Annotated in this window: 24 protein-coding genes, 1 tRNA gene and 2 pseudogenes; 6 read left to right on the top strand and 21 right to left on the bottom strand. The window is 39.1% G+C overall.

Translation table 11 applies throughout. The features are described 5' to 3' along the window. Positions 1 to 45: 45 nt before the first annotated feature. Both mscL and O3633_RS09030 read left to right on the top strand, forming a co-directional pair. A complete protein-coding gene (gene mscL / locus O3633_RS09025) occupies positions 46 to 426 on the top strand; it encodes a large conductance mechanosensitive channel protein MscL (RefSeq protein WP_371621068.1) in 381 nt (126 codons plus the stop codon). A 107-nt stretch (positions 427 to 533) separates the two neighbouring features. Further along, positions 534 to 605 (top strand) — tRNA-Arg (locus tag O3633_RS09030). A gap of 43 nt (positions 606 to 648) precedes the next feature. Here O3633_RS09030 and O3633_RS09035 read toward each other — a convergent pair. The 3 genes from O3633_RS09035 to O3633_RS09045 form a co-directional block, all read right to left on the bottom strand. Beyond that, the gene (locus O3633_RS09035) at positions 649 to 1,815 is read right to left on the bottom strand and encodes an MFS transporter (protein WP_371621069.1); all 1,167 of its coding nucleotides are present in this window, start codon (positions 1,813 to 1,815) and stop codon (positions 649 to 651) included. Between the two features lie 75 nt (positions 1,816 to 1,890). Next, positions 1,891 to 2,754, bottom strand: coding sequence for an XRE/MutR family transcriptional regulator (locus O3633_RS09040; RefSeq protein ID WP_371621090.1), 864 nt, complete (start codon positions 2,752 to 2,754; stop codon positions 1,891 to 1,893). A 2-nt stretch (positions 2,755 to 2,756) separates the two neighbouring features. Further along, a complete protein-coding gene (locus O3633_RS09045; protein ID WP_371621070.1) occupies positions 2,757 to 4,658 on the bottom strand; it encodes an ABC-F family ATP-binding cassette domain-containing protein in 1,902 nt (633 codons plus the stop codon). 152 nt (positions 4,659 to 4,810) lie between these two features. Here O3633_RS09045 and O3633_RS09050 point away from each other — a divergent pair, with 152 nt between their 5' ends. From O3633_RS09050 to O3633_RS09060, 3 genes and pseudogenes are all read left to right on the top strand, one after another. Then, positions 4,811 to 6,529: a phospho-sugar mutase gene (locus O3633_RS09050; protein WP_371621071.1), complete on the top strand. Its 1,719-nt coding sequence runs from the start codon at positions 4,811 to 4,813 to the stop codon at positions 6,527 to 6,529. Between the two features lie 110 nt (positions 6,530 to 6,639). Beyond that, positions 6,640 to 6,987, top strand: coding sequence for a DUF6568 family protein (locus O3633_RS09055; protein WP_371621072.1), 348 nt, complete (start codon positions 6,640 to 6,642; stop codon positions 6,985 to 6,987). A 131-nt stretch (positions 6,988 to 7,118) separates the two neighbouring features. Further along, positions 7,119 to 7,891: pseudogene (locus O3633_RS09060) on the top strand (IS1182 family transposase); the annotation flags it as partial. Between the two features lie 323 nt (positions 7,892 to 8,214). Here the strand turns inward: O3633_RS09060 and tnpA are convergent. The 5 genes and pseudogenes from tnpA to O3633_RS09085 all read right to left on the bottom strand — a co-directional run bounded on the left by tnpA (position 8,215) and on the right by O3633_RS09085 (position 12,669). After that, a pseudogene (gene tnpA / locus O3633_RS09065) lies at positions 8,215 to 8,679 on the bottom strand (IS200/IS605 family transposase). A 206-nt stretch (positions 8,680 to 8,885) separates the two neighbouring features. After that, entirely contained in the window at positions 8,886 to 9,161 is a 276-nt protein-coding gene (gene hbs, locus O3633_RS09070) for a non-specific DNA-binding protein Hbs (RefSeq protein WP_001284633.1), read from the bottom strand. A 106-nt stretch (positions 9,162 to 9,267) separates the two neighbouring features. Beyond that, complete coding sequence (fakB, locus tag O3633_RS09075) at positions 9,268 to 10,104, bottom strand: fatty acid kinase binding subunit FakB (protein WP_049529489.1); 837 nt, start codon at positions 10,102 to 10,104, stop codon at positions 9,268 to 9,270. Positions 10,105 to 10,286: 182 nt separating this feature from the next. After that, positions 10,287 to 11,516 (bottom strand): tetratricopeptide repeat protein, encoded by a 1,230-nt coding sequence (locus tag O3633_RS09080; protein WP_371621073.1) that lies wholly within the window; start codon positions 11,514 to 11,516, stop codon positions 10,287 to 10,289. Further along, a complete protein-coding gene (locus O3633_RS09085; RefSeq protein WP_049503623.1) occupies positions 11,506 to 12,669 on the bottom strand; it encodes an AI-2E family transporter in 1,164 nt (387 codons plus the stop codon). Before O3633_RS09085 ends, O3633_RS09080 begins: the two co-directional genes overlap by 11 nt. Positions 12,670 to 12,877: 208 nt before the next feature. On the opposite strand from O3633_RS09085, the gene O3633_RS09090 reads away from it, so the two are divergent. Continuing rightward, positions 12,878 to 13,885 carry a lactonase family protein gene (locus O3633_RS09090; protein WP_000570573.1) on the top strand — a complete coding sequence of 336 codons (1,008 nt, stop codon included), beginning with the start codon at positions 12,878 to 12,880 and terminating at the stop codon, positions 13,883 to 13,885. Between the two features lie 187 nt (positions 13,886 to 14,072). Here the strand turns inward: O3633_RS09090 and O3633_RS09095 are convergent, their stop codons facing one another. The 13 genes from O3633_RS09095 to O3633_RS09155 form a co-directional block, all read right to left on the bottom strand. Further along, complete coding sequence (locus O3633_RS09095; RefSeq protein ID WP_049503620.1) at positions 14,073 to 14,492, bottom strand: F0F1 ATP synthase subunit epsilon; 420 nt, start codon at positions 14,490 to 14,492, stop codon at positions 14,073 to 14,075. 10 nt (positions 14,493 to 14,502) lie between these two features. Next, a complete protein-coding gene (atpD, locus tag O3633_RS09100) occupies positions 14,503 to 15,909 on the bottom strand; it encodes a F0F1 ATP synthase subunit beta (RefSeq protein ID WP_371621074.1) in 1,407 nt (468 codons plus the stop codon). Between the two features lie 81 nt (positions 15,910 to 15,990). Next, entirely contained in the window at positions 15,991 to 16,869 is an 879-nt protein-coding gene (locus tag O3633_RS09105; protein ID WP_371621075.1) for a F0F1 ATP synthase subunit gamma, read from the bottom strand. Positions 16,870 to 16,884: 15 nt separating this feature from the next. Then, the gene (gene atpA / locus O3633_RS09110) at positions 16,885 to 18,390 is read right to left on the bottom strand and encodes a F0F1 ATP synthase subunit alpha (protein WP_371621076.1); all 1,506 of its coding nucleotides are present in this window, start codon (positions 18,388 to 18,390) and stop codon (positions 16,885 to 16,887) included. Between the two features lie 14 nt (positions 18,391 to 18,404). Next, positions 18,405 to 18,941, bottom strand: a complete 537-nt coding sequence (locus tag O3633_RS09115; protein ID WP_000359023.1) for a F0F1 ATP synthase subunit delta — start codon at positions 18,939 to 18,941, stop codon at positions 18,405 to 18,407. Further along, entirely contained in the window at positions 18,941 to 19,435 is a 495-nt protein-coding gene (gene atpF / locus O3633_RS09120; protein WP_371621077.1) for a F0F1 ATP synthase subunit B, read from the bottom strand. Before atpF ends, O3633_RS09115 begins: the two co-directional genes overlap by 1 nt. A gap of 18 nt (positions 19,436 to 19,453) precedes the next feature. After that, positions 19,454 to 20,170 (bottom strand): F0F1 ATP synthase subunit A, encoded by a 717-nt coding sequence (gene atpB / locus O3633_RS09125; RefSeq protein WP_000392939.1) that lies wholly within the window; start codon positions 20,168 to 20,170, stop codon positions 19,454 to 19,456. 32 nt (positions 20,171 to 20,202) lie between these two features. Then, complete coding sequence (locus O3633_RS09130) at positions 20,203 to 20,403, bottom strand: F0F1 ATP synthase subunit C (protein WP_001054551.1); 201 nt, start codon at positions 20,401 to 20,403, stop codon at positions 20,203 to 20,205. A gap of 227 nt (positions 20,404 to 20,630) precedes the next feature. After that, on the bottom strand, positions 20,631 to 20,942 hold the full coding sequence (locus O3633_RS09135) for a CHY zinc finger protein (protein WP_371621078.1): 312 nt from the start codon (positions 20,940 to 20,942) through the stop codon (positions 20,631 to 20,633). A gap of 13 nt (positions 20,943 to 20,955) precedes the next feature. After that, positions 20,956 to 22,242 carry a peptidase U32 family protein gene (locus O3633_RS09140; protein WP_371621079.1) on the bottom strand — a complete coding sequence of 429 codons (1,287 nt, stop codon included), beginning with the start codon at positions 22,240 to 22,242 and terminating at the stop codon, positions 20,956 to 20,958. 125 nt (positions 22,243 to 22,367) lie between these two features. After that, on the bottom strand, positions 22,368 to 24,587 hold the full coding sequence (locus O3633_RS09145; protein ID WP_371621080.1) for a ComEC/Rec2 family competence protein: 2,220 nt from the start codon (positions 24,585 to 24,587) through the stop codon (positions 22,368 to 22,370). Further along, complete coding sequence (locus O3633_RS09150) at positions 24,571 to 25,212, bottom strand: helix-hairpin-helix domain-containing protein (RefSeq protein WP_371621081.1); 642 nt, start codon at positions 25,210 to 25,212, stop codon at positions 24,571 to 24,573. The genes O3633_RS09145 and O3633_RS09150 overlap by 17 nt, the downstream gene beginning before the upstream one ends. A 65-nt stretch (positions 25,213 to 25,277) precedes the next feature. Beyond that, on the bottom strand, positions 25,278 to 25,847 hold the full coding sequence (locus O3633_RS09155; RefSeq protein ID WP_371621082.1) for a GNAT family N-acetyltransferase: 570 nt from the start codon (positions 25,845 to 25,847) through the stop codon (positions 25,278 to 25,280). Positions 25,848 to 25,941 lie beyond the last annotated feature (94 nt).

Raw genomic sequence — 25,941 nt, forward strand, 5'->3', positions numbered from 1 at the left:
TTAAGTTATAATTTAGATTGTAAAAATTTCGAAAGGAAAAAGAAAATGTTAAAAGATCTTAAAGAATTTTTGCTCCGCGGTAACGTTGTAGACCTTGCTGTCGGTGTGATCATCGCTTCTGCTTTTGGTGCTATCGTTACTTCATTTGTTAATGATATCATCACTCCACTCCTATTGAACCCAGCCTTGGAAGCTGCGAAAGTACAAAACATCGCTGAGCTTGCCTGGAATGGTGTTACATATGGTAAATTCTTGAGTGCTATTATCAACTTCCTAGTTGTTGGTACTGTTCTATTCTTTGTGATTAAAGCAATGGAAAAAGCTCAAAATCTTCGTAAAAAAGAAGAAGTCGCTGAAGAGACACCTGCTGGTCCAACTGAGTTGGAAGTTCTTCAAGAAATCAAAGCTCTTCTTGAGAAAAAATAATCATATAGAGGATTCGATTCAATACTGAATCCTTTTTTATTCTCCTTTTACTGAGCTTAGAAAAAACTTGAGTTCAGCTCTCTTTTTTGATATAATAATTAAAGTTTCCACCCTTAGTGTAATGGATATCACGTAAGATTCCGGTTCTTGAGATGGGGGTTCGATTCCCTCAGGGTGGATAGATGTAAATAAAAACAGCTAAGTTGCTGTTTTTTTTCTGTATTAATCTTGTTTTTGAATATAGAACATTGATACCAAGGAAAGTAATATAACTCCAAGTCCGATGATTAAAAAGGAAGCTAATTGCACACTTGGTAAAAATGTCATTACACCTTTCGCAATCGGCATAAAGAGAATTGCCAGTGTAAAAATGGTACTCAATACTCTTCCCAGATATTCACCGTCAACCTTGGTCTGTACCTGAGTGAAAAAGTGAATATTAAAAATTGTCATAAATAATTCACAAACTAGGTTTCCTGAAAAAGTAAGAAAATTAGGTAGTGGCAAGCCCATCATGAAAACTCCTACTCCTGTGAGGATCAATAAGAATAAAAGTGTATTCATGCTCGATTTAAATTTATTTGCTATCAGTGCTCCGATGATTGAGCCAATTGCACCCATGGTTAAGATAGTCGCATAGGCTCCTTCTACACCATAGAGTTTATTTGAAAAAGGAAGCAAAAACTCAAAAGCTGCAAAAAAGAAATTCACACTGGAAGCCACTAATAAGAGAAAGAAAATTTCTTTTTGATGCCTGATATAGTGCAAGCCATCTTTGATGTCCGCAAAAATATCTTTCCCGGTAAAACTCTTCTTCTCTTGAACCTTTGGTTCTTCTTTGGGAAGTAAAGCCACTAGGGCAAAAGCGATGAAAAAAGTCAAAGCATCCAGTAAAAGAGTCGCATGGAGGCTTGCGAATTGTAAAACGATGAAGGAGAGCACAGGAGAACTTACAGCAACAACCTGCAAGACTAACTCTAAACGAGCATTATAGGTCACAATCTCGTCTTTCTCTACAACCTCAGTTATAATGGCCTTATTGGCTGTACGAGAAAATGCAAAGGCAACCGCCTGAACAATATTAGCAAAAATCAAAGCGCCAATCATCCAGCTATCATTTCTGATAAAAGAAATAGCTAAACAGAGAATCCCACAAACCAAGTCTGTTGTCATCAAAATCTTGCGACGCGAAAAACGGTCTGAAATCACGCCTCCAAATGGATTAGCTAGTATAGCTGTCACCAACTCTGAAATTTGATAAATACCTAGAACGGTTTGCCCAATCGTTCCCATCGATGCCAACCAAACACTATTTCCATAATCATAGAGCATATTTCCTATCTTGTTTATAGCTCCACGGCTAATCAACTGTACTGCATATCGATTCATAAAAACTCCTTTCAAATTTTGAAACTATTGTATCAAAACTTGAAGGAGTTTCTCATTTTTCCCTTATTTGGGAAATTAATTTTTGACAAATTTATCGTAATGTTCCTGATAGTAGGCTACTTGCTCTGGAAGATCTAGTAGGTCAAAAATACGCATGGCCTCTTTCATCTGCTTACAGCCTTCTTTACACTGTCCCTTCTGATAAAGGGCAAAGCCTTTAAGAAAGTGGAAAACATTACGCTCATAGAGTTTGATGCTCTTACCTATGATCTTCTCTATATAAGCTTCAAAGTAGCTGGCATTTTCAAAAGCAAGATGTTCTAAACAATGCTGGTAACAATTAAGAGCTAAAATCAAGACCAGTTTTCGATGGCGTCCAATTTCTTTGTAGAAATCCTCCCTCTCCATCACTTCTCTACCAAGTCGAGCAACATAGTCCACATCATAAAAGCTATAGAGATTTCCAAAGAGGATCAACTCATACATGGTCCATTCATCTGTTTGGAAAAGATAATCTGCCACCTTATCCAGATCACCTTGCTTCATAGTGAAGCTAGCATCTCTTTGACAAATCAGACCTTGTAACAAAATCCAGTTTAGCTCAAAATAGAGGGGATTTGTTGAACTCTTAGCTTTTTCAAGTTGTTCTTCTTGAAGCTTTTGAAAACCTGCAATATCATTTGAGTAGTAAAGTGGAATAATCTGAGCCATCAAGCCGACATGCTCATGATGTTGAAAATTTCTAGTCTTATCCATAAAATTCTCAATCGTCACGTGAATATTATCTAATATTTCAAAGAAACGAGATGTAGCCAGATCCGACTCCCCCAATTCAAAGCGGGATAATTGGGAGGTCGAACAGGCCTCTCCTGCAGCTTCTTTTAGAGAGTAATTTTTACTGATTCGAAATTCACGAAAAACTTTTCCAAGATGTTCCATCTTTACACCTGCTCCGATAATTCTTCCCACTCTAGCATTGCTTCTTCTTGACGATGGCTAATTTTATCCAGTTCTGCTTGTAATTGCATGAGTTCATCTGCATCATTGGTGGTATGCATTTGTTCAGAGATAGCTTGGGCTTGAGTTTCCAGTTCTTCGATTTCTGTCTCAAGACTTTCAATTTGTCTCATTAACTTACGAAGTTCTTTTTGACTTTCCTTTTGGGCTTGGTAGTCATTAACTGGAGAAGCCTCTTTTTCTTGGCTAACAGCTGTCACTTCTTCTGCTTGGCTAGCTGCTAGCTCTGCTTTTTTATCAACATAATAGTCATAATCACCAAGATAAAGTGTTGATCCATTTTCGGACAATTCTAGCACATGAGTCGCTACACGGTTGATAAAGTAGCGGTCGTGGCTGACAAAAAGCAAGGTCCCATCAAAGTCAATCAAGGCATTTTCCAACACTTCCTTGCTATCGATGTCCAAGTGGTTTGTCGGCTCGTCTAGAATCAGGAAGTTATTATTTTCCATTGAAAGTTTAGCTAGAAGCAACCGAGCTCGCTCACCACCTGACAGCATTCCAACAGATTTCTTAACATCGTCACCAGAAAATAGGAAGGCACCTAGGCGATTACGGATTTCAAGTTCAGGTGTCAATTTAAAATCATTCCAGAGTTCATCTAAGACTGTATTGCTCGGTGTCAGTTTGCTCTGAGTCTGGTCATAGTAACCAACCTCAACATTGGCACCAAAGCGCTTTTCACCCTTGATAAAGGGAATTTGGTCCACAATGGATTTAATAAAGGTTGACTTACCAATACCGTTAGGACCAACAATGGCAATAGCGTTCATTCTACGAAGATCAAGGTTGATGGGTTCTGATAAGATTTCACCATCATAGCCAATGGCAGCATTTTCAACTGTCAAAACGACATTACCAGATACCCTGTCAGAATGGAAGGTCATATTAGCTGACTTTTTCCTAGCTTCAGGCTTGTCCAAGCGCTCCATTTTCTCCAGTTGCTTGCGTCGAGATTGAGCACGTTTGGTTGTTGATGCTCGAACAAGATTTCGGTTAACAAAGTCTTCTAAGGCAGCAATTTCCTTCTGCTGCTTTTCGTAGTTTTTGGCTTCAGTTGCGAGCTTCTGCTCCTTCTGCTCCACAAAACTTGAGTAGTTTCCTACATATCTATCTAAAGAATGTTTGGTTAAGTCGAGTGTTATGGTCGCAACCTTATCGAGGAAATAACGGTCATGGCTGACGATAATCAAGGCACCACTATAATTAACTAAATAGTTTTCTAACCAGGCAATCGTTTCAATATCTAGGTGGTTAGTCGGCTCGTCCAAGACCAAGAGATTAGGCTTTTCAAGGAGCATTTTGGCAAGGGCTAAACGGGTATTTTGACCACCGGAAAGCTCAGCGATTCGCATCTGCCACATGGAATCGTCAAACTTGAATCCATTTAAGATAGAGCGAATATCGGCTTCATAGGTAAATCCTCCAGCCTGACGGAAATTTTCTGATAGGCGATCATAGTCAGACATAAGTTTGTCTAATTCTGCACCAGTTTTTTCCCCCATCTTCAACTCCATCTGGCGAAGTTGTCTTTCAGTACGACGCAAATCATCAAATACATGTAGCATTTCATCGTAAATAGTATTTTCAGACTCAAAGCGACTATCCTGTGCAAGATAAGAGAGGGAAATATCTTTTTTCTTATTGACTTCACCAGTGGTTGGCTCCTCTTCTCCAACCAATATCTTGAGTAATGTAGACTTTCCTGCACCATTTTTCCCAACGAGGGCAATGCGGTCTCTTTCATCCACTTGTAGGTTTATATTATCAAAAAGAACCTCTCCTGCAAAAGAACGTTCAATTTTATTAGCTTGTAAAATAATCATACAGTTAGTATAGCATGTTTCGGTAAGCCATTCAAGACTTGCGGTGTAGATATATTTCATAACTTTTTCAGAAACTCATGCTAACGTTTTACTAAAACTTCAAATCGTGGTATAATGTAAGCGATTAAATTATATACTAAAGGAGATTTCCTATGGCTTACCAAGAAAACTACCAAAAATGGGTTGATTTCGCAGAACTTCCAGACTACCTTCGTCAAGATTTGGATAAAATGGACGAGAAAACTAAAGAAGACGCATTCTATACCAATCTTGAGTTTGGTACTGCAGGTATGCGTGGATTGATTGGTGCTGGAACTAATCGCATTAATATCTACGTTGTTCGTCAAGCAACTGAAGGTTTGGCTCGTTTGATTGAGTCAAAAGGTGGAAACGAAAAAGAACGTGGTGTAGCCATCGCTTATGATAGCCGTCACTTCTCTCCAGAATTTGCCTTTGAATCTGCAGCAGTTCTTGCTAAACACGGTATTAAATCTTATGTTTTTGAAAGTCTCCGTCCAACACCAGAGCTTTCATTTGCTGTTCGTCACCTCAACTGCTTCGCAGGTATCATGATTACTGCTAGCCACAACCCTGCTCCATTTAATGGTTACAAGGTTTACGGAGAAGACGGTGGTCAAATGCCTCCACACGATGCGGATGCTTTGACAACTTACATCCGTGCTATCGAAAATCCATTTGCTGTTGAAGTTGCTGATGTAGAAGCAGAAAAAGCATCTGGTTTGATTGAAGTTATTGGCGAAGCAGTCGATACCGAATACCTCAAAGAAGTTAAAGATGTTAACATCAACCCAGCTTTGATTGAAGAGTTTGGTAAGGACATGAAGATTGTCTACACTCCTCTTCACGGTACTGGTGAAATGTTGGCTCGCCGTGCTCTTGCGCAAGCAGGATTTGATTCAGTTCAAGTCGTTGAAGCTCAAGCAACACCAGATCCAGACTTCTCTACTGTGAAATCTCCAAACCCAGAAAATCAAGCAGCCTTTGCTCTTGCTGAAGAACTCGGCCGTCAAGTTGGTGCTGATGTTCTTGTGGCGACTGACCCAGACGCTGACCGTGTTGGTGTTGAAGTGCTTCAAAAAGATGGGAGCTACCTCAACCTTTCAGGTAACCAAATCGGTGCTATCATGGCTAAATACATCTTGGAAGCTCATAAGAGTGCTGGAACTCTTCCTGAAAATGCTGCTCTCTGCAAATCCATCGTATCAACTGACTTGGTAACGAAGATTGCTGAAAGCTACGGCGCAACCATGTTCAACGTTTTGACTGGTTTCAAATTCATCGCAGAGAAAATCCAAGAATTTGAAGAAAAACACAATCACACTTACATGATGGGATTTGAAGAAAGCTTCGGTTACTTGATTAAACCATTCGTACGTGATAAAGACGCTATCCAAGCCGTTCTTGTCGTTGCTGAACTTGCCGCCTACTACCGTTCACGTGGTTTGACACTTGCTGATGGTATCGAAGAAATCTACAAAGAATACGGCTACTACGCTGAAAAGACCATCTCTGTTACCCTTTCTGGTGTCGATGGTGCAGAACAAATCAAAGCGATTATGGCTAAGTTCCGTAACAATGCTCCAAAAGAATGGAACACAACAGCTATCACTGTCGTAGAAGACTTCAAGGCTCAAACTGCTACTGCTGCTGATGGTACTGTGACAACTTTGACTACTCCTCCAAGTGATGTGTTGAAATATACACTTGCTGACGGTTCATGGATTGCAGTTCGCCCTTCAGGTACAGAACCAAAAATCAAGTTCTACATTGCCGTTGTGGGTGAAAGCAACGAAGATTCACAAGCTAAGATTGCTAACATCGAAGCGGAACTCAATACGTTTGTGAAATAACACTCTATAAAGATGAGATAAACTAGTCTCATCTTTTTTTCGTATCAAATCTAAGCAATTTTAGGAACTTTGTGGCATACTAGACATATCAATGAAAGCGAGGTAAACTCATGGAACAATTTTTAGAAAATATTAAAGATCTTGAAGTCACAACTGTTGCCCGTGCTCAAGAAGCGCTCGACAAGCAAGAAACAGCAACTTTCTTTATCGGACGCAAAACTTGTCCTTACTGCCGTAAATTTGCAGGTACATTGGCTGGTGTCGTAGCTGAAACCAAAGCGCACATCTACTTCATTAATAGCGAAGAGCCAAGTCAACTTGAAGCTTTACAAGACTTCCGCTCACGCTATGAAATCCCTACAGTCCCAGGCTTTGTCCATGTATCAAACGGTCAAATCAAGGTCCGTTGCGACTCTTCAATGTCAGCTCAAGAAATCAAAGAATTTGCTGGCTTGTAAAATAGTCTATGAAAAAGAAGGCTTGTGCCTTCTTCAGATTGAAGACAAAGTCCTTAGAAATCAAGTTTCTAAGGGCTTTTCTTTGTGCAAAGTCGTATAATAGTGGTAAGAAGAGTTATGAGATATTCCCTATGTTTCATAAAGAAAAACCTGATTATAATCGTCGCCAATATGGTTTCTATACAATAGACGAATCGGTCCCAGAAGATCACTTTCTTCGACAAGTAGATTCAAAGGTTGATTTTGACTTTGTTTATGATTTGGTAGAAGATACCTATAGTCCAGATAATGGTCGTCCTAGTCTTGATCCCGTCATGTTAGTCAAAATTCCTTTGATCAAATGTTTTTATGGCATTCGTTCCATGCGCCAAACCATGAAAGAGATTGAAGTAAACGTGGCCTATCGCTGGTTTCTTGGACTAACTTTAGATGATAAGGTTCCTCATTTTATACCTATGGAAAGAATTACAGCCGTCGTTTTCAAGATAAAGAACTCATTTCTGAGATATTTTCGCGAGTGCTCAATCAAGCTTTATGTGCTGGCTTAATTGATCCTTCTGAACTATTTGTGGATGGTACCCATATCAAAGCGGCAGCTAATAGTCACAAGTACCGTAAGGAAATGGTAGACCAACAAGCTAAATTTATGAGTGAACAATTGGCAGTTGAGATTGATCTAGATAGGAAAAAATACGAAAAAAAGTCCTTAAAGCCCGCAAAAGAAAGTGAGGCTAAGGAAAAGAAAATCTCAACGACAGATCCCGAGTGTGGTTGGTTTCACAAGGGCGAACATAAGGAAGTATTTGCCTATTCTGCTCAAGTTGCTTGTGATAAGCATGGTTGGGCCTTGGCTTATACGGTTGAGGCAGGAAATGTTCATGATAGTCAGGCTTTCCAAACATTGGAAGCCATCATTGATAAGCTTCAAGAAGTTATTCTAGGACTGGAAAAAAAGCGTTTTAATCCACTGTCAGCAGACAATGGACGAGGTTGCTTTTTGAAAATAATTGAGTATTACCAATGGGTATAGCTTGGAATTTATGACTGGTATAGAAGATACTGTTCTCCCTTGCCCCAAAACTACAATCATAACCACCCGTCAAACGGGTGGTTTGTACCAGGGCTATAAGCCCAAATTACCAGCCAGCGCCTAAAGACGCTGGCTTTCACGTTGTTCAAGCCTCATTGCTCTTGACTCGTCACAAACCTCTCAAAGAGGTGTTCGCATTACTTACCACTATCCCTAAAGGGATCCTCATATTCTTTTACACTTAATTTATCCAATGCTATATCATGCTTTTCCTGTTCTTGGATATATTTCCTAATTGTGGCTTCATTGAGCCCTACTGTGCTCACATAATAACCTTCTGCCCAGAAATGCCGATTTCCAAACTTATACTTGAGGTTGGCGTGTTTATCAAACATCATGAGTGCACTTTTGCCTTTTAAATACCCCATAAAACTTGAAACACTTATCCTTGGTGGAATACTTACTAACATATGTACATGATCAGGCATTAAGTGACCCTCGATGATCTCAACACCTTTATAACTACATAATCAGTGGAATATTTCTCCCAAACTACTTCGATATTGATTATAAATGACTTTTCGTCTATACTTAGGGGTGAACACAATGTGATATTTACACATCCACTTTGTGTGTGATAAACTATGTGCCTTTTGTGCCATATTTTTCTCCTTTCGCTTTACAATTGGCTTGAACACCTTTATTGTATCGCGTTTGGAGTCTTTTTGGTATAACCTTCGACGCGCACCCGCATAGCGGGTGGTTTATTTGTCTCGCACCTTACGGAGCGAGACGGACTAATAGTCACATAAAAAAAGCCTACTGACCAAGCTAGAAAGTTTGATACAATAGGCTTTTTCTAAATTCATTATTTAACAGCGTCTTTAAGAGCTTTACCAGCTTTGAATGCTGGAACTTTTGAAGCTGCGATAGTGATTTCTTTACCAGTTTGTGGGTTGCGACCTTTACGTGCTGCACGCTCACGAACTTCGAAATTACCAAAACCAATCAATTGAACTTTTTCACCAGCTGCAAGGTAATCAGCTACTGCTGCAAATACAGCATCAACTGCTGCTGCTGAGTCTTTCTTTGTCAATTCTGTAGCTTCTGCTACTTTAGCGATCAAATCTTGTTTGTTTGCCATGTTAATAATTCCTCCAAATATTTTCTAATTAACAATTACAATCATATCCTAAATTCTCTTGTAGGTCAAGTCAAAAACGCTATTTCTTGCTATTTTCTTTATTTTTTTAGGACTCGTATCTGACCAAAATAGCCCAAGCATTTTCACCTGTATGGGTCTGAATAATCGAACCTGTTTCAAGTACAGAGATTGGTTTTTCAACGAATGGTTGCAGGATTTCTTTCATCTCTTCTGCCCAGTCTCTAGTTCCAGAATAGGAGATACCAATTTCGGCAACAGAACGTTCTGACAATTTTGAAACTAGCTCATCCAACCATTTCTTAAAGGTTTTTGCTCCACGTCCTTTCACGATTGGTTGCAATTCATCATCTTTCATCTGCATGACTACGCGAATATTTAATAGAGAGCTTAAAAGACCTGTCACTCGGCCAATACGGCCACCTTTAACAAGGTTTTCCAAGGTAGAAACACCAATATAGAGCTCTGTGTTCTTCTTCACTTCTTCAACATGAGCCACAATTGTCTCAATGTCTTGTCCTTCTTGAGCTAACTTAGCTGCTTCAACCACTTGAAATTTTAGGGCTTGATCAGTAAAGGAACTATCCAATACGGTCACATTAGCCGTTGACAAACTTGCACCTTGACGAGCTGCTTCGACAGTTCCTGATAAGGCATGAGACATATGAATGGCTAAAATTTGACTACCGTCTTTACTTAACTCATCAAAAATCTCAGCAAAGAGTCCAACTGGAGGTTGACTTGTTTTAGGCAGATTTTTACTCTCTTTCATCAAGCGAAGAAATTCCCCTTCTTCAAGATCAGCATCCGAATAAAGAACACTATCAACCATTACAGAGAGCGGAACGACGGTAATATTTAATTCTTTGACCACTTCTGGTTCAATGGTAACAGAAGAATCTGTTACGATTTTTACTTGTGTCATAATTCAAATCTTTCTATGTTTCACTTTTTGAGTGAGTTTTTCAATTTAACTATAACAATTATATCAAAAAAATGCTAAAAATTCATACTGTATCTATTCATTTTTATAATGGAATTTATAGATTTTTAAAATCTTTCATTTTATAAAAATAGTCGCCTGCTCAGACGACTATTTTGCTATCATCATAAACGTTCATACAAATCTTGCATCTGTATGTCATCAGGAACCAACTTGAGATAGTGTTGGATCTGTTCTTTTGCTTCTTCAAACCTTCCAAGTTCGCGTAATAGATAAATGTATTGCTCTAAAAACTCAGGATTTTCCTTGAGTTCTGAAACCAATGCCTGATAAGATTCATAGGCAACATCCAAATCTTCAGTTTCTTGGTAACTCAGTGCAATCATCCACTTAGTCAAGAGATTTTCTGGCTCATATACTTCTAAAGCTAGAATATCCTCATACCGTTCTTGCTCCTGATACATGGTTGCTAGTCGCAAGAGGATTTCTTCTTGGTCTTCCGCATCTTCTTGAGCTTGAAGAAGATAAGTTTCCGCCTGCTCAGGTTGATGCAATTCGTAAGATAATTGTGAAGCAAGGAGTAGTAAACGTGTTTCGAATGGATTTTTTTCCAAACCTTGTTGAGCTACCAGTAAGGCTTGCTCAGTCTGGTGTTCCTTATGTAGAGCCTGACTATAACCATACTCATACCCTTCAAAATCTGGAGAAATAGTATCCAGCTGTTTGAAATATAAAACTGCCTTGTGATATTCCTCTTGATCAAAGTAAAGACTTGCTAATTCAAATGCAGTCTGATCTTCATAATCTAACTCTAAAGCTTTTTCTAAAAACTCTATGGCTGATTCAAACTTTCCAAGTCGAGCATAGGCAGTTCCAATTCGTTGATAGGTCGAAATCCCTGTCTGCTCATATATTTCACGATTATCCAGTTGAGCATAGCCCTTAATCGCTTCTAAATCATTTCCAAGTTCACTATCTAACTCTGCTAGCCCAAAAATCAATAAAGGATCATCAGAGTAATTAAGAGCTTCTAATAGCTTGTCGCGAGCTACATCCGTCAATCCTTCCATTTGATAGAAATCAGCCTTTAAAACAAGAGCAGATACATAAGAATCGCTATTGGGTTGAATTTCTTCTAGATAGGCAAATGCTTCTTCAATTTGTCCGTCTTCACTTGCGATACTAGCTAGATTGAGATTTACTTCTGGAAATATTGGAGCTAGTTTTTCATAGATTTGACGAGCTTGTGGATAAAAACCAATACCCTCTAGATAATAAGCCAGTTCCAGAAGAAGATCATCAGAGTCTTCTACCAATGCTTTTTGAAAATAGTAATCAGCTCTTATTAAATCTTGCTGATCCAAAGCTTCAAGCATTTCTTGACTATTGCTCACCTTCAACCTCCTCTTCTAACTCATACAGACCACTAACTTTTTTATACCATTCAAAAATAGCTGAAATAACAACTTTGGCTGAAGCATAAACAGGAATTCCCAATAGGACTCCCCAAACACCAAACATAGAACCAGACGTCAACAAAACGAATAGAATAGTGATTGGATGGATGTTTAGCTGACTACCTAAAATCAATGGAGACACAAAACGACCTTCAATTGTCTGCTCTACGATAAAAACGATAATAACTTTCAAGAGCATAACTGGTCCAGCAATTAACCCTAAGACTAGAGCTGGTATCATAGCAAGGAAACTTCCAAGATAAGGGATAAGATTTAAGACCCCAGCAGTAATACCAAGAGTCACCGCATATCTCAAACCAATAATTTTAAAGAAGATGATAAACATAATTGCCACGATAATAGCAACAGTAATTTGTCCTCTAACATAGTTAGAAAGTTGTTGGTTCACATCCGTTAGAACCTTACCTACTGGTTCTCTCAATTTATTTGGTAAGAATTGAGTGATATGATCTCTCAAACCTTTTCCATCTCTAAGGAGATAAAAGAGCATAAAGGGCATGATAATTAGAGCGACAATGACTTGAGACGTTCCACTGATAAGAGCACTCACCCAGTTCACAGCCTTAGAAGATATATTACTTGCCCAAGCAGTTGCTTGTGTTGAAAACTGAGCCAGAACCTGTTCCAGTTGAGGTCTAAAGTCATCTGGCAAACGCTTAGTTACAAGATCATCAATAACTCTATCAGCATCTTCGAGATAATTTGGTACATTTTGCGCAAAAATAACTACTTGACGTTGAAGATTTGGAATCGCAACGGCCAGACCAATAATCAGAAGTATAGCAATAATGACAAAGATAATACTAATGGCTAAGACACGATTTATCTTGTACTTCTCCATCAAATCCACCAGTGGGTTTAAGAGATAAAAAAGCAATCCTGATAAAATAACAGGTAACATGACCACTGATAAAAAATCAACGACAGGGATAAATAAAAAACTAATCTTACTTAAAATAAAAATATTGAGACCTAGTAACAAGGCTACCAAAAATACAGTAACAGCCTTATTATCTAAAAACCATTTAAAAAACCAAGATAAATTAAAATGTTTCTCTTTTTGTTCCATATATACTTCCTTTCCTTTGTCTTTTCATTATACCATTTTTACAGGGAATAAACTGTTTTTAAAGTGTTGAGGTGACGATTGAAAACTTTGACAAAGCGACCTTGCATTTACTAATTTTATACTTAGATGTTTCATACTTTTTTCACTATTTTCTTCATGTCTCCTAATTTATGATATAATAGAAACATCTTTATTTAGAGGTATAGCTATGATTGAAAAAATTTATTTCGGAACCTACACACGTCGTTTATCCCAAGGGATTTATCAAGCTGATTTTGATACAGAAACTGGGCAACTATCCAATCTTAAACTATTTGCTGCTGAGCCAAGTCCTACCTATCTTGCATTTGATCAAGAAAATCACCTCTACACTGTCGGTAGCAAAGATGGACAAGGGGGAATTGCTGCCTATCAAACAGATGGTACTTTGCTAAATCATGTTGTGACAGAAGGTGCTCCTCACTGCTTCGTTGCAGTTGACGAGAAACGTAACCTAGTATATGGTGCTAACTATCACAAGGGACAAGTTTTGGTCTATAAACGTAAAGAAGATGGTAGTCTAGAATTGGCTGATACAGTTCAACACAGCGGTCATGGTCCTCATGAAAATCAAGCTTCTCCACATGTACACTTTACAGATTTAACACCAGATCAGTATTTAGTCACTTGCGATTTAGGTACTGATGAGGTTACTACTTATGATGTCAATCCAGAAGGAAAACTAAATAAGCTAGCTACTTACAACTGTAGCCCTGGTGCTGGTGCACGTCACCTTGTTTTTCATAACCACTACAAGATTGCTTATCTCATCTGTGAACTCAATAGTTCAATTGAAGTATTGATTTATGATGGTGTTGGCGCATTTGAAAAAATGCAAGTTATTTCTACACTCCCTGAAGGATTTAATGACTTTAATGGAACTGCTGCAATTCGTCTCTCAGAAGATGGAAAATATCTTTACGCATCAAACCGTGGTCACGATTCTATTGTAGTCTACACAATTCTAGCTGATGGCAGTTTAGAATTGTTGGAATTCGTTCCTACAAATGGAAAAACTCCTCGAGATTTTATTCTCTCACCAGACCAAGAATTTCTCATCGCCGTTCACCAGGATTCTGATAATGCAACAGTATTTAAACGCAATCCAGAAACTGGTCGTCTTGCAGAACTTTCCAATGACTTTCACGTACCTGAAGCGGTTTGCGTCACTTTTTAAACATAGAAAAATGGAGGTGGGACAGAAATCAATAGACAAAGTCTCGATTTCGTAGTCCCAGCCCCGCGAGGATGATTAGGAGCTTTTTGGAGTCTAAAAGACGAACAAAAGTTCAATCAGCTACCGCGTCAAAGTTTGATTGCTAATAAAAATGAGGTCGGGATCTTTTTGTCCCAACCTCATTTTTTTATAGTTTATTTCCGACATTGATTCGGTTAATAGCACGTTGTAATGCAATCTTAGCACGACGCTCTTGGTCAATCAAGTGTTTGTCTTGTGCTTCTTCAATTTCACGTTCTGCACGAAGTTTGGCACGTTCTGCACGGCTAATATCGATATCACGAGCACGCTCAGCTGAGTCTGCAATGATAGTAATCACATCATTTGCAATCTCGATGATTCCTCCATTTACTGCTATCCAGTTGACATGAGAATCATCATCAATACGTTTGACTTTAACTTCATCAACTGCTAATACCGCAATCATATTTTGATGTCGTGGCAAGATCCCCATCTCACCATCCAGAGTTCGAACTGATACAAAGCTGGCATGGTGATCATAGACGAGGCCATCTGGTGTCACGATCTGGACAGTTAACTGAGCCATAGATCACCTCTTAAAATCCCATTTTTTCAGCCTTAGCAATAACATCTTCGATTGAACCTACTCCACGGAAGGCATCTTCTGGGAGATGATCGTGTTTTCCATCAAGAATTTCCTTAAATCCACGAACTGTTTCCGCTACTGGAACATAAGAACCTGGTTGACCAGTGAATTGTTCCGCAACGTTGAAGTTTTGTGAAAGGAAGAACTGAATACGACGGGCACGAGCAACCAAAGTTTTTTCTTCATCAGAAAGTTCATCCATACCAAGGATCGCAATGATATCTTGCAACTCATGGTAACGTTGAAGAACACGTTTAACTTCAGCAGCAACTGCGTAGTGTTCTTCTCCAACGATTTCAGGTGCCAAGGCACGTGAACTTGAAGCAAGTGGGTCAACGGCTGGGTAGATACCCAATTGAACCAATTTACGTTCCAAGTTGGTAGTTGAATCCAAGTGAGCGAAGGCTGTTGCTGGCGCTGGGTCAGTATAGTCATCCGCTGGCACGTAGATAGCCTGGATAGAGGTTACAGAACCTTTCTTAGTTGAAGTGATACGTTCTTGTAATTGACCCATTTCTGTTGCGAGGGTTGGTTGGTAACCAACGGCTGATGGCATACGACCTAAAAGGGCAGATACTTCTGAACCAGCTTGTGTGAAACGGAAAATGTTGTCAATGAAGAGAAGAACGTCTTGACCTTCTACATCACGGAAGTATTCAGCGATAGTCAAACCAGTAAGGGCAACACGCATACGTGCTCCTGGTGGTTCATTCATCTGACCAAATACCATGGCTGTTTTCTCGATAACGCCTGATTCCTTCATTTCCCAATATAAGTCGTTCCCTTCACGAGTACGTTCTCCAACACCAGTAAATACTGAAATACCACCGTGTTCTTGGGCAATGTTGTGAATCAACTCTTGAATCAAGACAGTCTTACCAACTCCGGCACCACCGAAGAGCCCGACCTTACCACCTTTAAGATATGGGGCAAGAAGGTCGATAACCTTAATCCCTGTTTCTAAAATTTCTGAAGAGGTAGACAACTCATCAAAAGTAGGTGCTTTTTTATGAATTGGCTGGCGCTCTGCGTCTTCTCCAAAAGGATCTTCCAAGTCAATGGTATCTCCCAAAACGTTGAAGACACGTCCCAAGGTTTCTTTACCTACTGGTACAGAGATTGGACGACCTGTGTCCAATACTTCCATTCCACGAGTCAAACCATCTGTTGATTCCATGGCAATGGTACGAATCATACCATCCCCCAACTCTAAGGCTACTTCAAGGACGATTTTTGTTTTCTTTTCGTCATTTTTGTAGACGACAAGTGCATTGTTAATCTCAGGTAGTTTTTCACCTGCTGCAAACAAAACGTCTACAACGGGTCCGATAACCTGAGCAATTTTACCTGAACTCATCTCCTTCTCCTATTCTATATAAGATACTGTCGGTTCCTAGTATTGCTAGGTCCTAAGTTCATTGATGTGAGCAGGATGGCTTTATTCTAAAGCACTAGCTCCTGCCACAATTTCTGTGATTTCTTGTGTAATCGCCGCCTGTCTGGCACGGTTATACTGGATAGTCAAATCATTGATAACCTTTTTAGCATTATCTGTAGCTGTTTGCATGGCTGTCATACCAGCAGCATTTTCAGCAGTCTTGGCATCAATAATAGCACCATAAATCATACTTTCTGCAAACTGTGGCAATAGTTGATCCAAGATTTCTTCACGACTTGTTTCAAGCTCAAATGTCAAGCTATAGTTATCATCTGCTTCATTTGGATCCAAGTCCACGATTGGAAGCATCTGTTCTACACGCATTTGACTTGTCAATGTATTCACGTGGTGGTTGTAGCAAACGTAGAGCTCATCAAAAAGTTCATTTTGATACATTTCAATCGTTTTAGAGATAATCTTATGAACTTCATCAAAGCTTGGTTGACTTGCAAGGCCACGCAATTCATAGATTGGTTGAATACCGCGTGATTTGAAGAAATCTGCTCCCATACCACCGATACAGATAACCTCAAAGTCATCACCTGAAGGATGGTATTCTTGCTGAATTTCCATGACTGCTTTCAAGATGGAAGAATTATATCCTCCAACAAGACCACGGTCAGATGTAATGACGATATAGCCTGTTTTTTTGACCGGGCGGCTAATCAACATTGGATTTGTTGATCCGCCGGCACCATCTCCGTGAAGGATATCTGTAACCAACTTACGCACTTTTTGTGCATAAACTTGGAAGTTACGAGCTGCTTCTTCAGAACGACCTAACTTAGCTGCAGAAACCATCTGCATCGCGTTAGTGATTTGACTAGTATTTTTTGTTGAGGCGATTTTTGTTTTAATATCATTTAGAGATACTGCCATCTGACACCTCTATTCTTATTGGAAGCTTGATTGATTGAGAAACTCAGTAATCGCAGCATCCAAGACTGCTTCATCTGGCAAGTCTTTTGTTTCACGAATGGTTTCCAAAATCTCAGGATGTTGAGAATCAAAGAACATATGGAACTCTTCTTCGAAACGAACGATATCGTCTACAGGAATTGTATCCAAGAAACCATGGGTCAAAGCATAGAGAATAGTAACTTGTTTCTCAACAGGTAATGGTTTGTGAACTGGTTGTTTCAATACTTCTACAGTACGACGACCACGGTTCAATTTAGCCTGAGTAGCAGCATCCAAGTCTGAACCAAATTTAGTGAAGGCTTCCAACTCACGGTATGAAGCAAGGTCGATACGAAGGGTACCAGCAACCTTCTTCATCGCTTTAATTTGAGCAGAACCACCTACACGAGATACAGAAGAACCTGCATCGATAGCTGGACGGATACCTGCATTAAAGAGACCATCTCCAAGGAAGATTTGTCCATCCGTAATAGAGATTACGTTGGTCGCAATATAGGCTGAGATATCTCCTGCTTGTGTCTCGATAAATGGTAGAGCTGTAATAGATCCACCACCAAGCTCATCAGATACTTTTGCAGAACGCTCAAGTAGACGGCTGTGAAGGTAGAAGACATCCCCTGGGAAGGCTTCACGACCTGGTGGACGGCGAAGCAAGAGAGAAAGTTCACGATAAGCTACCGCTTGTTTTGAAAGGTCATCATAAACAATCAAGACATGCTTCCCTTGGTACATGAACTCTTCTGCCATAGCAACCCCTGCATAAGGAGCAAGGAAAAGCAATGGTGAAGGTTGTGAAGCTGAAGCTGTCACAACGATTGTGTAATCCAAAGCTCCGTACTGGCGAAGTGTTTCTACTTGTGTACGAACTGTTGATTCTTTTTGACCAATCGCTACATATATACAAATCATATCTTGACCTTTTTGGTTCAAGATAGCATCAATAGCGATGGTTGTTTTCCCTGTTTGACGGTCACCGATAATCAACTCACGTTGACCACGTCCGATTGGAACAAGGGCATCAATAGCTTTCAAACCAGTTTGCAATGGTTCTGATACTGATTTACGTTGCATTACCCCAGGTGCTGGTGCTTCAACTGGACGAGTCTTGTTTGTGTCGATTGGACCAAGTCCGTCTACTGGACGACCAAGTGGATCCACGACACGTCCAATTAAGCTATCACCAACTGGAACTTCCATGATTTTCCCTGTACGACGAATGGTATCGCCTTCGCGGATATCTGTAAAGTCTCCAAGGATAATAATACCAACATCAGTTGATTCTAAGTTTTGCGCCATACCATAAGAGCCGTTTTCAAAAATCAACAACTCTCCACTCATGGCATTTTCAAGGCCATGAGCACGCGCAATTCCGTCACCGATGTAGGTTACAACACCAGTTTCAGTCACATCAAAATTGGGTTTGAAATTTTCAATTTGTTGCTTAATTAAAGCGCTGATTTCTTGTGCGTTAATTGCCAAAAGAACACCACTTTCTATTTCAAATTTTCCTTAACAACTTTAAGTTGTTGTTTAATACTAACATCAATTGTCTTGTGATTGGCGATAATAACAAAACCACCGATTAAACTATCGTCGATTTCTTCTTTAATGCTACGCACTTTTAAAGACATCTTTTTCTCTATAATAGGAAGTAGACGTTCTTTCTGTTCATCAGTTAGGGGATGAGCAGACATAATCGTTACTTCAAAACGATTCGTTTCTCTCTCAAGACGGTTTAAACAATCTATAATCACATCATAAAAAAGATTTGAACGATGATTGTACAACAGAACTTGAATGAAGTTTTGTAATAATGGCGATGCTGAATCTTGGAAGAAACTTACTGTTTTTTCCTTGTCAGACTCATCAACATCTACCTGAGCCAAAAAAGAAGGCAAGTCTGTTTCTTCAGCGACTTGCTTAATCTGGGTCAAGTCTGAGAAGATAGAATCTTCTTCTCCTTTTTCAATCACCAATTGGACAAAAGGCATGCTGTATTTTTCAATTACCTTTACTGTCTTTTTGTCCATTAAGCTTCTCCTAGCTGATCGATATACTGATCAATGAGTTCTTTATGGGCATGACCGTCAAGGTTTTGTGAGATAATTTTTCCAGCTAGACTAACTGTCAAATCTGCTACCTCACCTTTAACGCTTTGTAAAGCCTCAGCTTTGTTTTGCGCAATTTCTTGGTTAGCTTTTTCTTTCAAGCGACCAGCTTCTAGCTTCGCTTCAGCCAGAATATCTGATTTGCTCTTTTCAGCTGTCTCCTTAGCATTCTCGATAATCGTTTTAGCTTCGGTACGGCTACCTGCTAACTCAGCTTCGCGTTTGCTAGCAAGTTCCTCTGCCTTTTTACGGGCTTCCTCGGCACCATCAATATCTGAAGAAATCTTTTCAGCGCGTTCATCTAAGACACTGGTAATATTTCCCCAAGCATATTTCTTCACTAAAAAGATCAATAAAAGGAAGGAACCAGCGATCAGAATAAAGTCACCAATAATGGTACTAATAGTTAAATCCATCTTCTAATCCTCCTCTACTTACTCTTCCCCTTCATTTATTTTTTTACCAATGTACATAGATGACAACATGGTAAATACATAAGCTTGAATACATGAAATGAAAATCGAAAAGGCTGTCCATAACATGTTTGCAATAAAGGCAAAAGGATACCAATACAAGGCATATTGTGACAAGGCCAATAGCAATCCTGCTAAGACCTCACCGGCAAAGATATTTCCGTAAATCCGAATCGCCAAAGAGGCAAAATTGGTGAACTCTTCTAAAATGTTCATCGGAGTCATAAAGCCAGGTGTAACAAATGCTCTCAAATATTCTTTAACGCCTCTACGACGAACTCCTTCTACATGAGCGATCAAAGTGATCAATAAGGAGAGGGATAAATCGTATCCAAGGTTGGCTGTTGGGGAAGTCCACAAGTTATAACCGTTTGTTGTTTGTACTTTTGCCATTAAGCCAATATTGTTGGCAACCAAAATAAACAAGAAAAGAGAAAATAGAAACAAGGAATAGTCCTTGATGTATGAATCTCCAATGTTTGGTTTTACAAAACTAATCACAAAGTCATAAATCATCTCAAGAGCATTTTGTTTGCCCTTTGGACGGATGGTCATTTTTCGACTTGCCCAGTAGACAAAGGCAAAAACCATCAAAACAGTTACAAGAGACATGGCAAGCAGGGTCAAATCAAAGGATATTGGTCCAATATTAACGGTTGGATTCAAACTTTCTTCCATGGTTTGACACCTCCATTTCTAAATAGAGTTGTCTATTTAATGACAAATGACATCGCTAGGGTTACAAAGAATGTTCCTTCGATAAAGGCAATCCCCATGATCATCAAACTACGCAATTGAGGGATGATATCTGGTTGGCGTGCTGCAGATTTGAACAAACCGTTCATCAAAAATCCTTCTGCAAGAGATACACCCATACAGGCAAGACATAGACCGAAAAATGTTAAATTCATGACGAATTCTCCTTTTATTTAAAATTTACTTACTTAGTTTAGTCCTAAAATTTGTTTTTGTCAACTTTTTACTCACGTTGAAAGCGCTTCTAATCATTTATTTCTATTTTTACGATTTTCAAGACAATTGTATAGAAAATTTTAATGTCTTTTCAGGTTATTTTCCTTATCTTTCCTATTTTTCTGAAAAGAAAAATCCAAGTTTTACAACCTGGATTTATCGTTTCTTATTTAAAATAATAAGAATGGTGACTCTGACAAGCTGGATTAAAGAGTGCTGCACAATAAGAACAGCTCCCCTTCTCTTTATACTCCACATAAGTTAGTGTCTTCTTACAGGAACCACATAAGATAGGTTTATCCTGTTTAAGTCTTAAAGGGTAGGGAGAAAATGTGTGCTCCTCCAGCGCATTGTGGCACTGATAACAGGCATAGTATTTCTGACACTCATAACACTGGAGCGCTACGATATCTTTATCACTATGGTAATGAACACATCTGCTTTCATGATCTACTAGTAATCCATGAGCTTGAACCATTGACTTTCCTGATCTATGCACGAACTGTGACGCTGGTTCCATCTTCTTTGTAAAGATTAATCAAACCTTCTTTCAAAGCACGGACCATATCACCTACTTGTACTGGTTGTGGAACCTTGATGGTTAAAAGTTCCATTGGATTTGGTGCACGGTCAATCTTGTTACCTTTGGCATCATGAAGGTCTTCGATATAAGTTTCAAAATGGCGGAAACCTGGGCCATAAAACTCAACTTGGTCTCCTTCGTTGATAACGTTACGTTGGCGAATAGTTGCTGTTTGCGTTGCATCATCATAAGCTACTACTTCAGCAACAAACTTGTATTCTGGAATCTTACGACGAGCACCGAACAGTTGTTCGTTTTCAGATGGTGTCCCATAGTAGAAACCTGTAGCCAATTCACGTTGAGCTACCTTCCACATTTCATCAATCAAGTCTTGCTTGATAGCTTCAAACTTTTCAGGGCTCTCAAGGTAGGCATCAACAGCAGCCTTGTAGCAGTTTGTCACTGTTGAAACATAGTGGATTGATTTCATACGACCTTCAATTTTAAGACTGTCCACACCATTTTCAATCATATCTGGAATATGGTCAATCATAGACATATCAACCGCAGACATGGAGAATTCTTCAGGAATTTCTCCCTTAAGACTCTTACGCTCTTTACCAAATGGCATATCGTAAAGGTCATATTTCCAACGGCAAGATTGTGAACAGCCACCACGGTTGGCATCGCGCATACTCATATGGTTCGAAAGGGTACAACGACCAGAGTAAGAAATACACATCGCACCATGTACGAAGGCTTCAATTTCTACATCTGTACGTTTGCGGATTTCTGCCAACTCTTCCATAGAAACCTCACGCGCCAACACGACGCGAGTCAATCCAAGTTCTTTCCAGAATTCAAGAGTTTCATAGTTAGTCGCACTAGCTTGTGTTGAAAGGTGGATTTCAAGTCCTGGTGCTTCTGTTGCTGCAATCATGATTAAGGCAGGGTCAGAAACGATAACAGCCGCAATTCCAATATCACGTAACTTACGGAACCATTCTCCGGCACCTTCTTCATTTCCTTCGTGCATAACCATATTAGCAGCCACATAAACTTTAGCGCCATACTTAGCCGCAAACTGAACTCCTTCTTCCATTTGTTCGAAAGTGAAGTTTCCCGCACGGCTACGTAGACCATAGGCCTGACCACCGATAAAGACAGCATCTGCTCCGTATTGAACAGCTACTTTTAGTTTTTCTAGTGTTCCTGCAGGTGATAGAACCTCAGGACGTTTCAAAGTTTTTGTCATTTTTTCTCCTATTTGCAATATAAAAGTTTGACACCAATCTTAACTATTTTATAGTAAACAGGATTCAAAATCAAGCCTTGAATGATTGTTTAGACAATTTTAATGTTTAGTTTTCTCTGAAAACGTTATCGAACAGTTTCAACATTCCAAGTAGTCCAGCCCTTGAAACGAATGGCGCCCTTTTTGTCAGTTTTTAATACCAAATTCTCAAGTTCTTTATCTTCTTGGTTATTCTCCCCATTTTTAACTTTAAATGTTTTTTTCTTGTCTACCGAAATGACCGTGATTTTAGGGTGTATATTTTTGAAGATTTCGTTATCTGTCTTTTTCTTCGATGCTTGCTGATGAGTTATCACTACATCTGCTTGGATTTTTGGATAATGACTCGTTAAAAACTTCTCCTCTATATTTCCAGTAACTAGAAAGGTTTGGTTTAGTAACTTTCCATACAAGACCATTAAGTCCTTTTCATCGCTATTTTGGCTAGTGATTGCTTCCAAACTACTCCCGAAAATAAATAAGCTGTCTCCTTTTTTAATTGAACGTAGGTTGACTTTGCTCTCCTTCAGCTTATCCATAAATTCTCTCTTAGATAAAGTTTCTTCAGTTACTAGAATCTCTCCAAGCTCGACGGCTTTACTGATTTCGAATACATGATCTAACTGTTTAGTATCACTAGTCGTTAGAACCAGCTGATCAATCTTGGCCACTCCTCGACTTTTCAGATAAGGAATTAAACTACGTTTGGCATTACTGGTATTAACTTTCTCCTGCCAGACTTCTTTCTTTTCAACTTCAGACTTCTCTCCGACATCCAGTAGGATGGTCTTTCCTGCCATGTCTCTTAGGAAAATGCTTCTCCCCTGCTCCATATCTAAGACCGTTAGTTCATTTTCCAGTGGATGTTTGGTAACTAAAAAGAATGAGATGGCAACTATGACAAGCATTGATATTTTTTTCAAATTTCTACGATAATCATAGATGAGTGCCAAAAAGATTAAAAGAAATACTAATATCCAAAGACTCGGCTGACCAAAGATAATCGGACGACTTGATAGATTAGAAACAAAGCGTATGATACTTTCTAGCCATTCAAAGAGAAAGTTAAACTGGGTAATAGGATAGATGCATGACAGACAAAAGAGAATGGATAAGAGTGGTAACAAGACCATGTCAAACAAGAATGAAAAGACAAATGTCAAGAGAATGGACCACGGTTGAAATTCAGAAAAATAAAAAGATAGAATTGGCAAGATTCCCAAGGAAATAATGAAACTCTCTCTGGCAATAGCTTTTATGCCTTGACCTTCTTTACTTGTCATAGTTAGGATAAAGGCATAGGCGCAGGAAAGAACTCCTCCAGCTGTAAGGAAAAAATTTGGCATGACTATAAACAAAAGGAGGACTGTCATAGCGAAGTTATCTAAACCCTTAAAACCATGCTGGGCCAAGATCTTTTGTAGAAGACTTCTAATCACAGAGGCTGAAAATCCTGTCATGCCTGCATAGAACAAAGAAAAGGGATAAGCAAGCCATTTGAACTTCTCTTGAGTCAAACCCAAACGCAAGAGTGACTTTTTAAAAGCATTCATAAAGAATCCTACTTGCATTCCTGACAAAGCAAATAGGTGAATAATTCCGAGGCTAGAATAGAGTTCATTCATTTCCTCAAAGTCTGTGTCCAAGTGCCCTAATAACAGACCTGTCATGTAGTTGCGCATGGGGTCGGGAAAGTTCCTTTTTATCCAGACAACTGCTTTTCTTCGCAAACTAGATAAATTTTCTCCAATATCCCAACTGCTCGTGGCTGTCTTATCTGAAATTTTCGAAATAGTCAAGGTTTGGTAAATCCCTTGACTTTTTAGATAATTGCGATAATCAAAGCCAGCAAAATTACTGGCTCCTTGAGGACTAGCTAATTTCCCTTCTAAAGTAATTTCATAAATATCCGTTAGTTGTTGAAAGTCTTCTTTTTCTGCTTCTGATTGAAGTTTGTAATAGACCTGAAAGAGTCTACCGTCAGCCTTTCCACGAAAAGAAAGACTATCCCCATTTACCTTGATGGTGTCAGGTAATATTCGAACAGTTTCGACAGAAGAAAGCAAGTTTTGACTAGCTGCTTCTTGCTGCCATTTTTGAAATGCAAACCAACTCCCGAAAAGTCCACAAATCAAGAGGACCTTGGTCACAGTTTTCCATGGAAATTGGAAAAAGAGGCAGACCAGTAAAAAGACAAAGCCCAAAAGTGCCAATACACTTGCTGAAAAGATTGCATAGTAAAGCCATAGCAAAAGAAAACTGAGATAGATTTTTGGAATTGGAAAGCGACTAATCCACTGTGACATACTCTTTTAACTTTTCTATCGTTTTTGCACCAATACCAGAAACCTTTTTGAGCTCATCTACTGACTTAAATTTACCGTTGGAATCACGATGGTCAATAATGTCTTGAGCACGTTTAGCACCTAAGCCTTTAACTTGTTTCAGTTCCTCTAAACTAGCTTTATTGAGATTGACTTTCTTATTTTCCTTGCTGTTGGAAGTACTTGATGGCATTTCTTGACTAGTAGCTTCTTCCTTAGTCGGGACATAAACAAGTGCTTCATCACTAATTCTCTGAGCAAGATTGATAGACTTGCTATCAGCATTATCTGTCAATCCACCAGCTTTTTGAACAGCATCATTGATACGACTTCCAACTGGCAAGTCATAGATTCCAGGTGATTTGACAGCACCTTTGACATCGACAGTAATCAGATCCTGCTCCACCACTTCTTCTTTCTGATTTTTATCTTCCTTTTCATCCGTCGAATCCTTTGGTATAGTTGTAACTTCTGTTTGCACTTGTGTTTCCTTAGCAGGTGTTTGAGAAAATGGCTTTAGGAGGAAGAATCCGCCTAAGACCAAGCCCAAACCAGCACAGATAGCAATGATTTTATATTCTTTGATTTTTTCTATAAGTTCTTCCATATTTTCTCCTCTCTTAGCTTATTCGTAAGAGAAAGAAAAAACAGCTGAAAAAACTTTTCAACTGCTTACTTATTTGCAAAATAATCTTCCTTGGTTAAGACATAATGGACATCTGTTACGAATCTTCCAGGTTCATTTTTATCCATTCTAGCATATGGTTCTTCGTGAGAGAAACGCATTCCTGATTTCTCCATGACCTTTCCTGATGCGGGATTATCCTTATCATGAAAGGCATCTAACTTATTCATTCCTATCTTTTCAAAAGCCAGTTCAATTACAGCACGATTGGCTTCAGTTGTCAAACCTTGATTCCAATATTTTTGATTGATAATATAACCAATGGCTGCCTTCTTAAGAACAGTATCCATCTTGTGCAGGTCAATAGTTCCGATAAACTCTCCCGTACTTTTTAGTTCAATTCCCCATCGGCCCAATGGATTTGCTAGATAAAACTGGGCAATATTATTCTTGGTTTCCTCCAAACTTTGATTTGTTGGGAAAGTATATCGTGTATTTTCCTTGTCTGAAGCATATTCAAACATGGCTTCTGCATCATCAAGTGTTACTGGTCTAAGTACTAAGCGTTCTGTTTCGATAACGGGATGCTTAGCTAGTTTGATAAATAGTGATTCCATGATTACACCTCCGAAAATAGATTTCTAAAAGAATAACATAAAAAAAATAGGTTTACAAGTTTTTCTTGCAATTTAAAACGGTTTCATATACAAT

This window comes from Streptococcus sp. 27098_8_22, from assembly GCF_041432415.1.
GTDB classification, from domain to species: domain Bacteria; phylum Bacillota; class Bacilli; order Lactobacillales; family Streptococcaceae; genus Streptococcus; species Streptococcus pseudopneumoniae_M.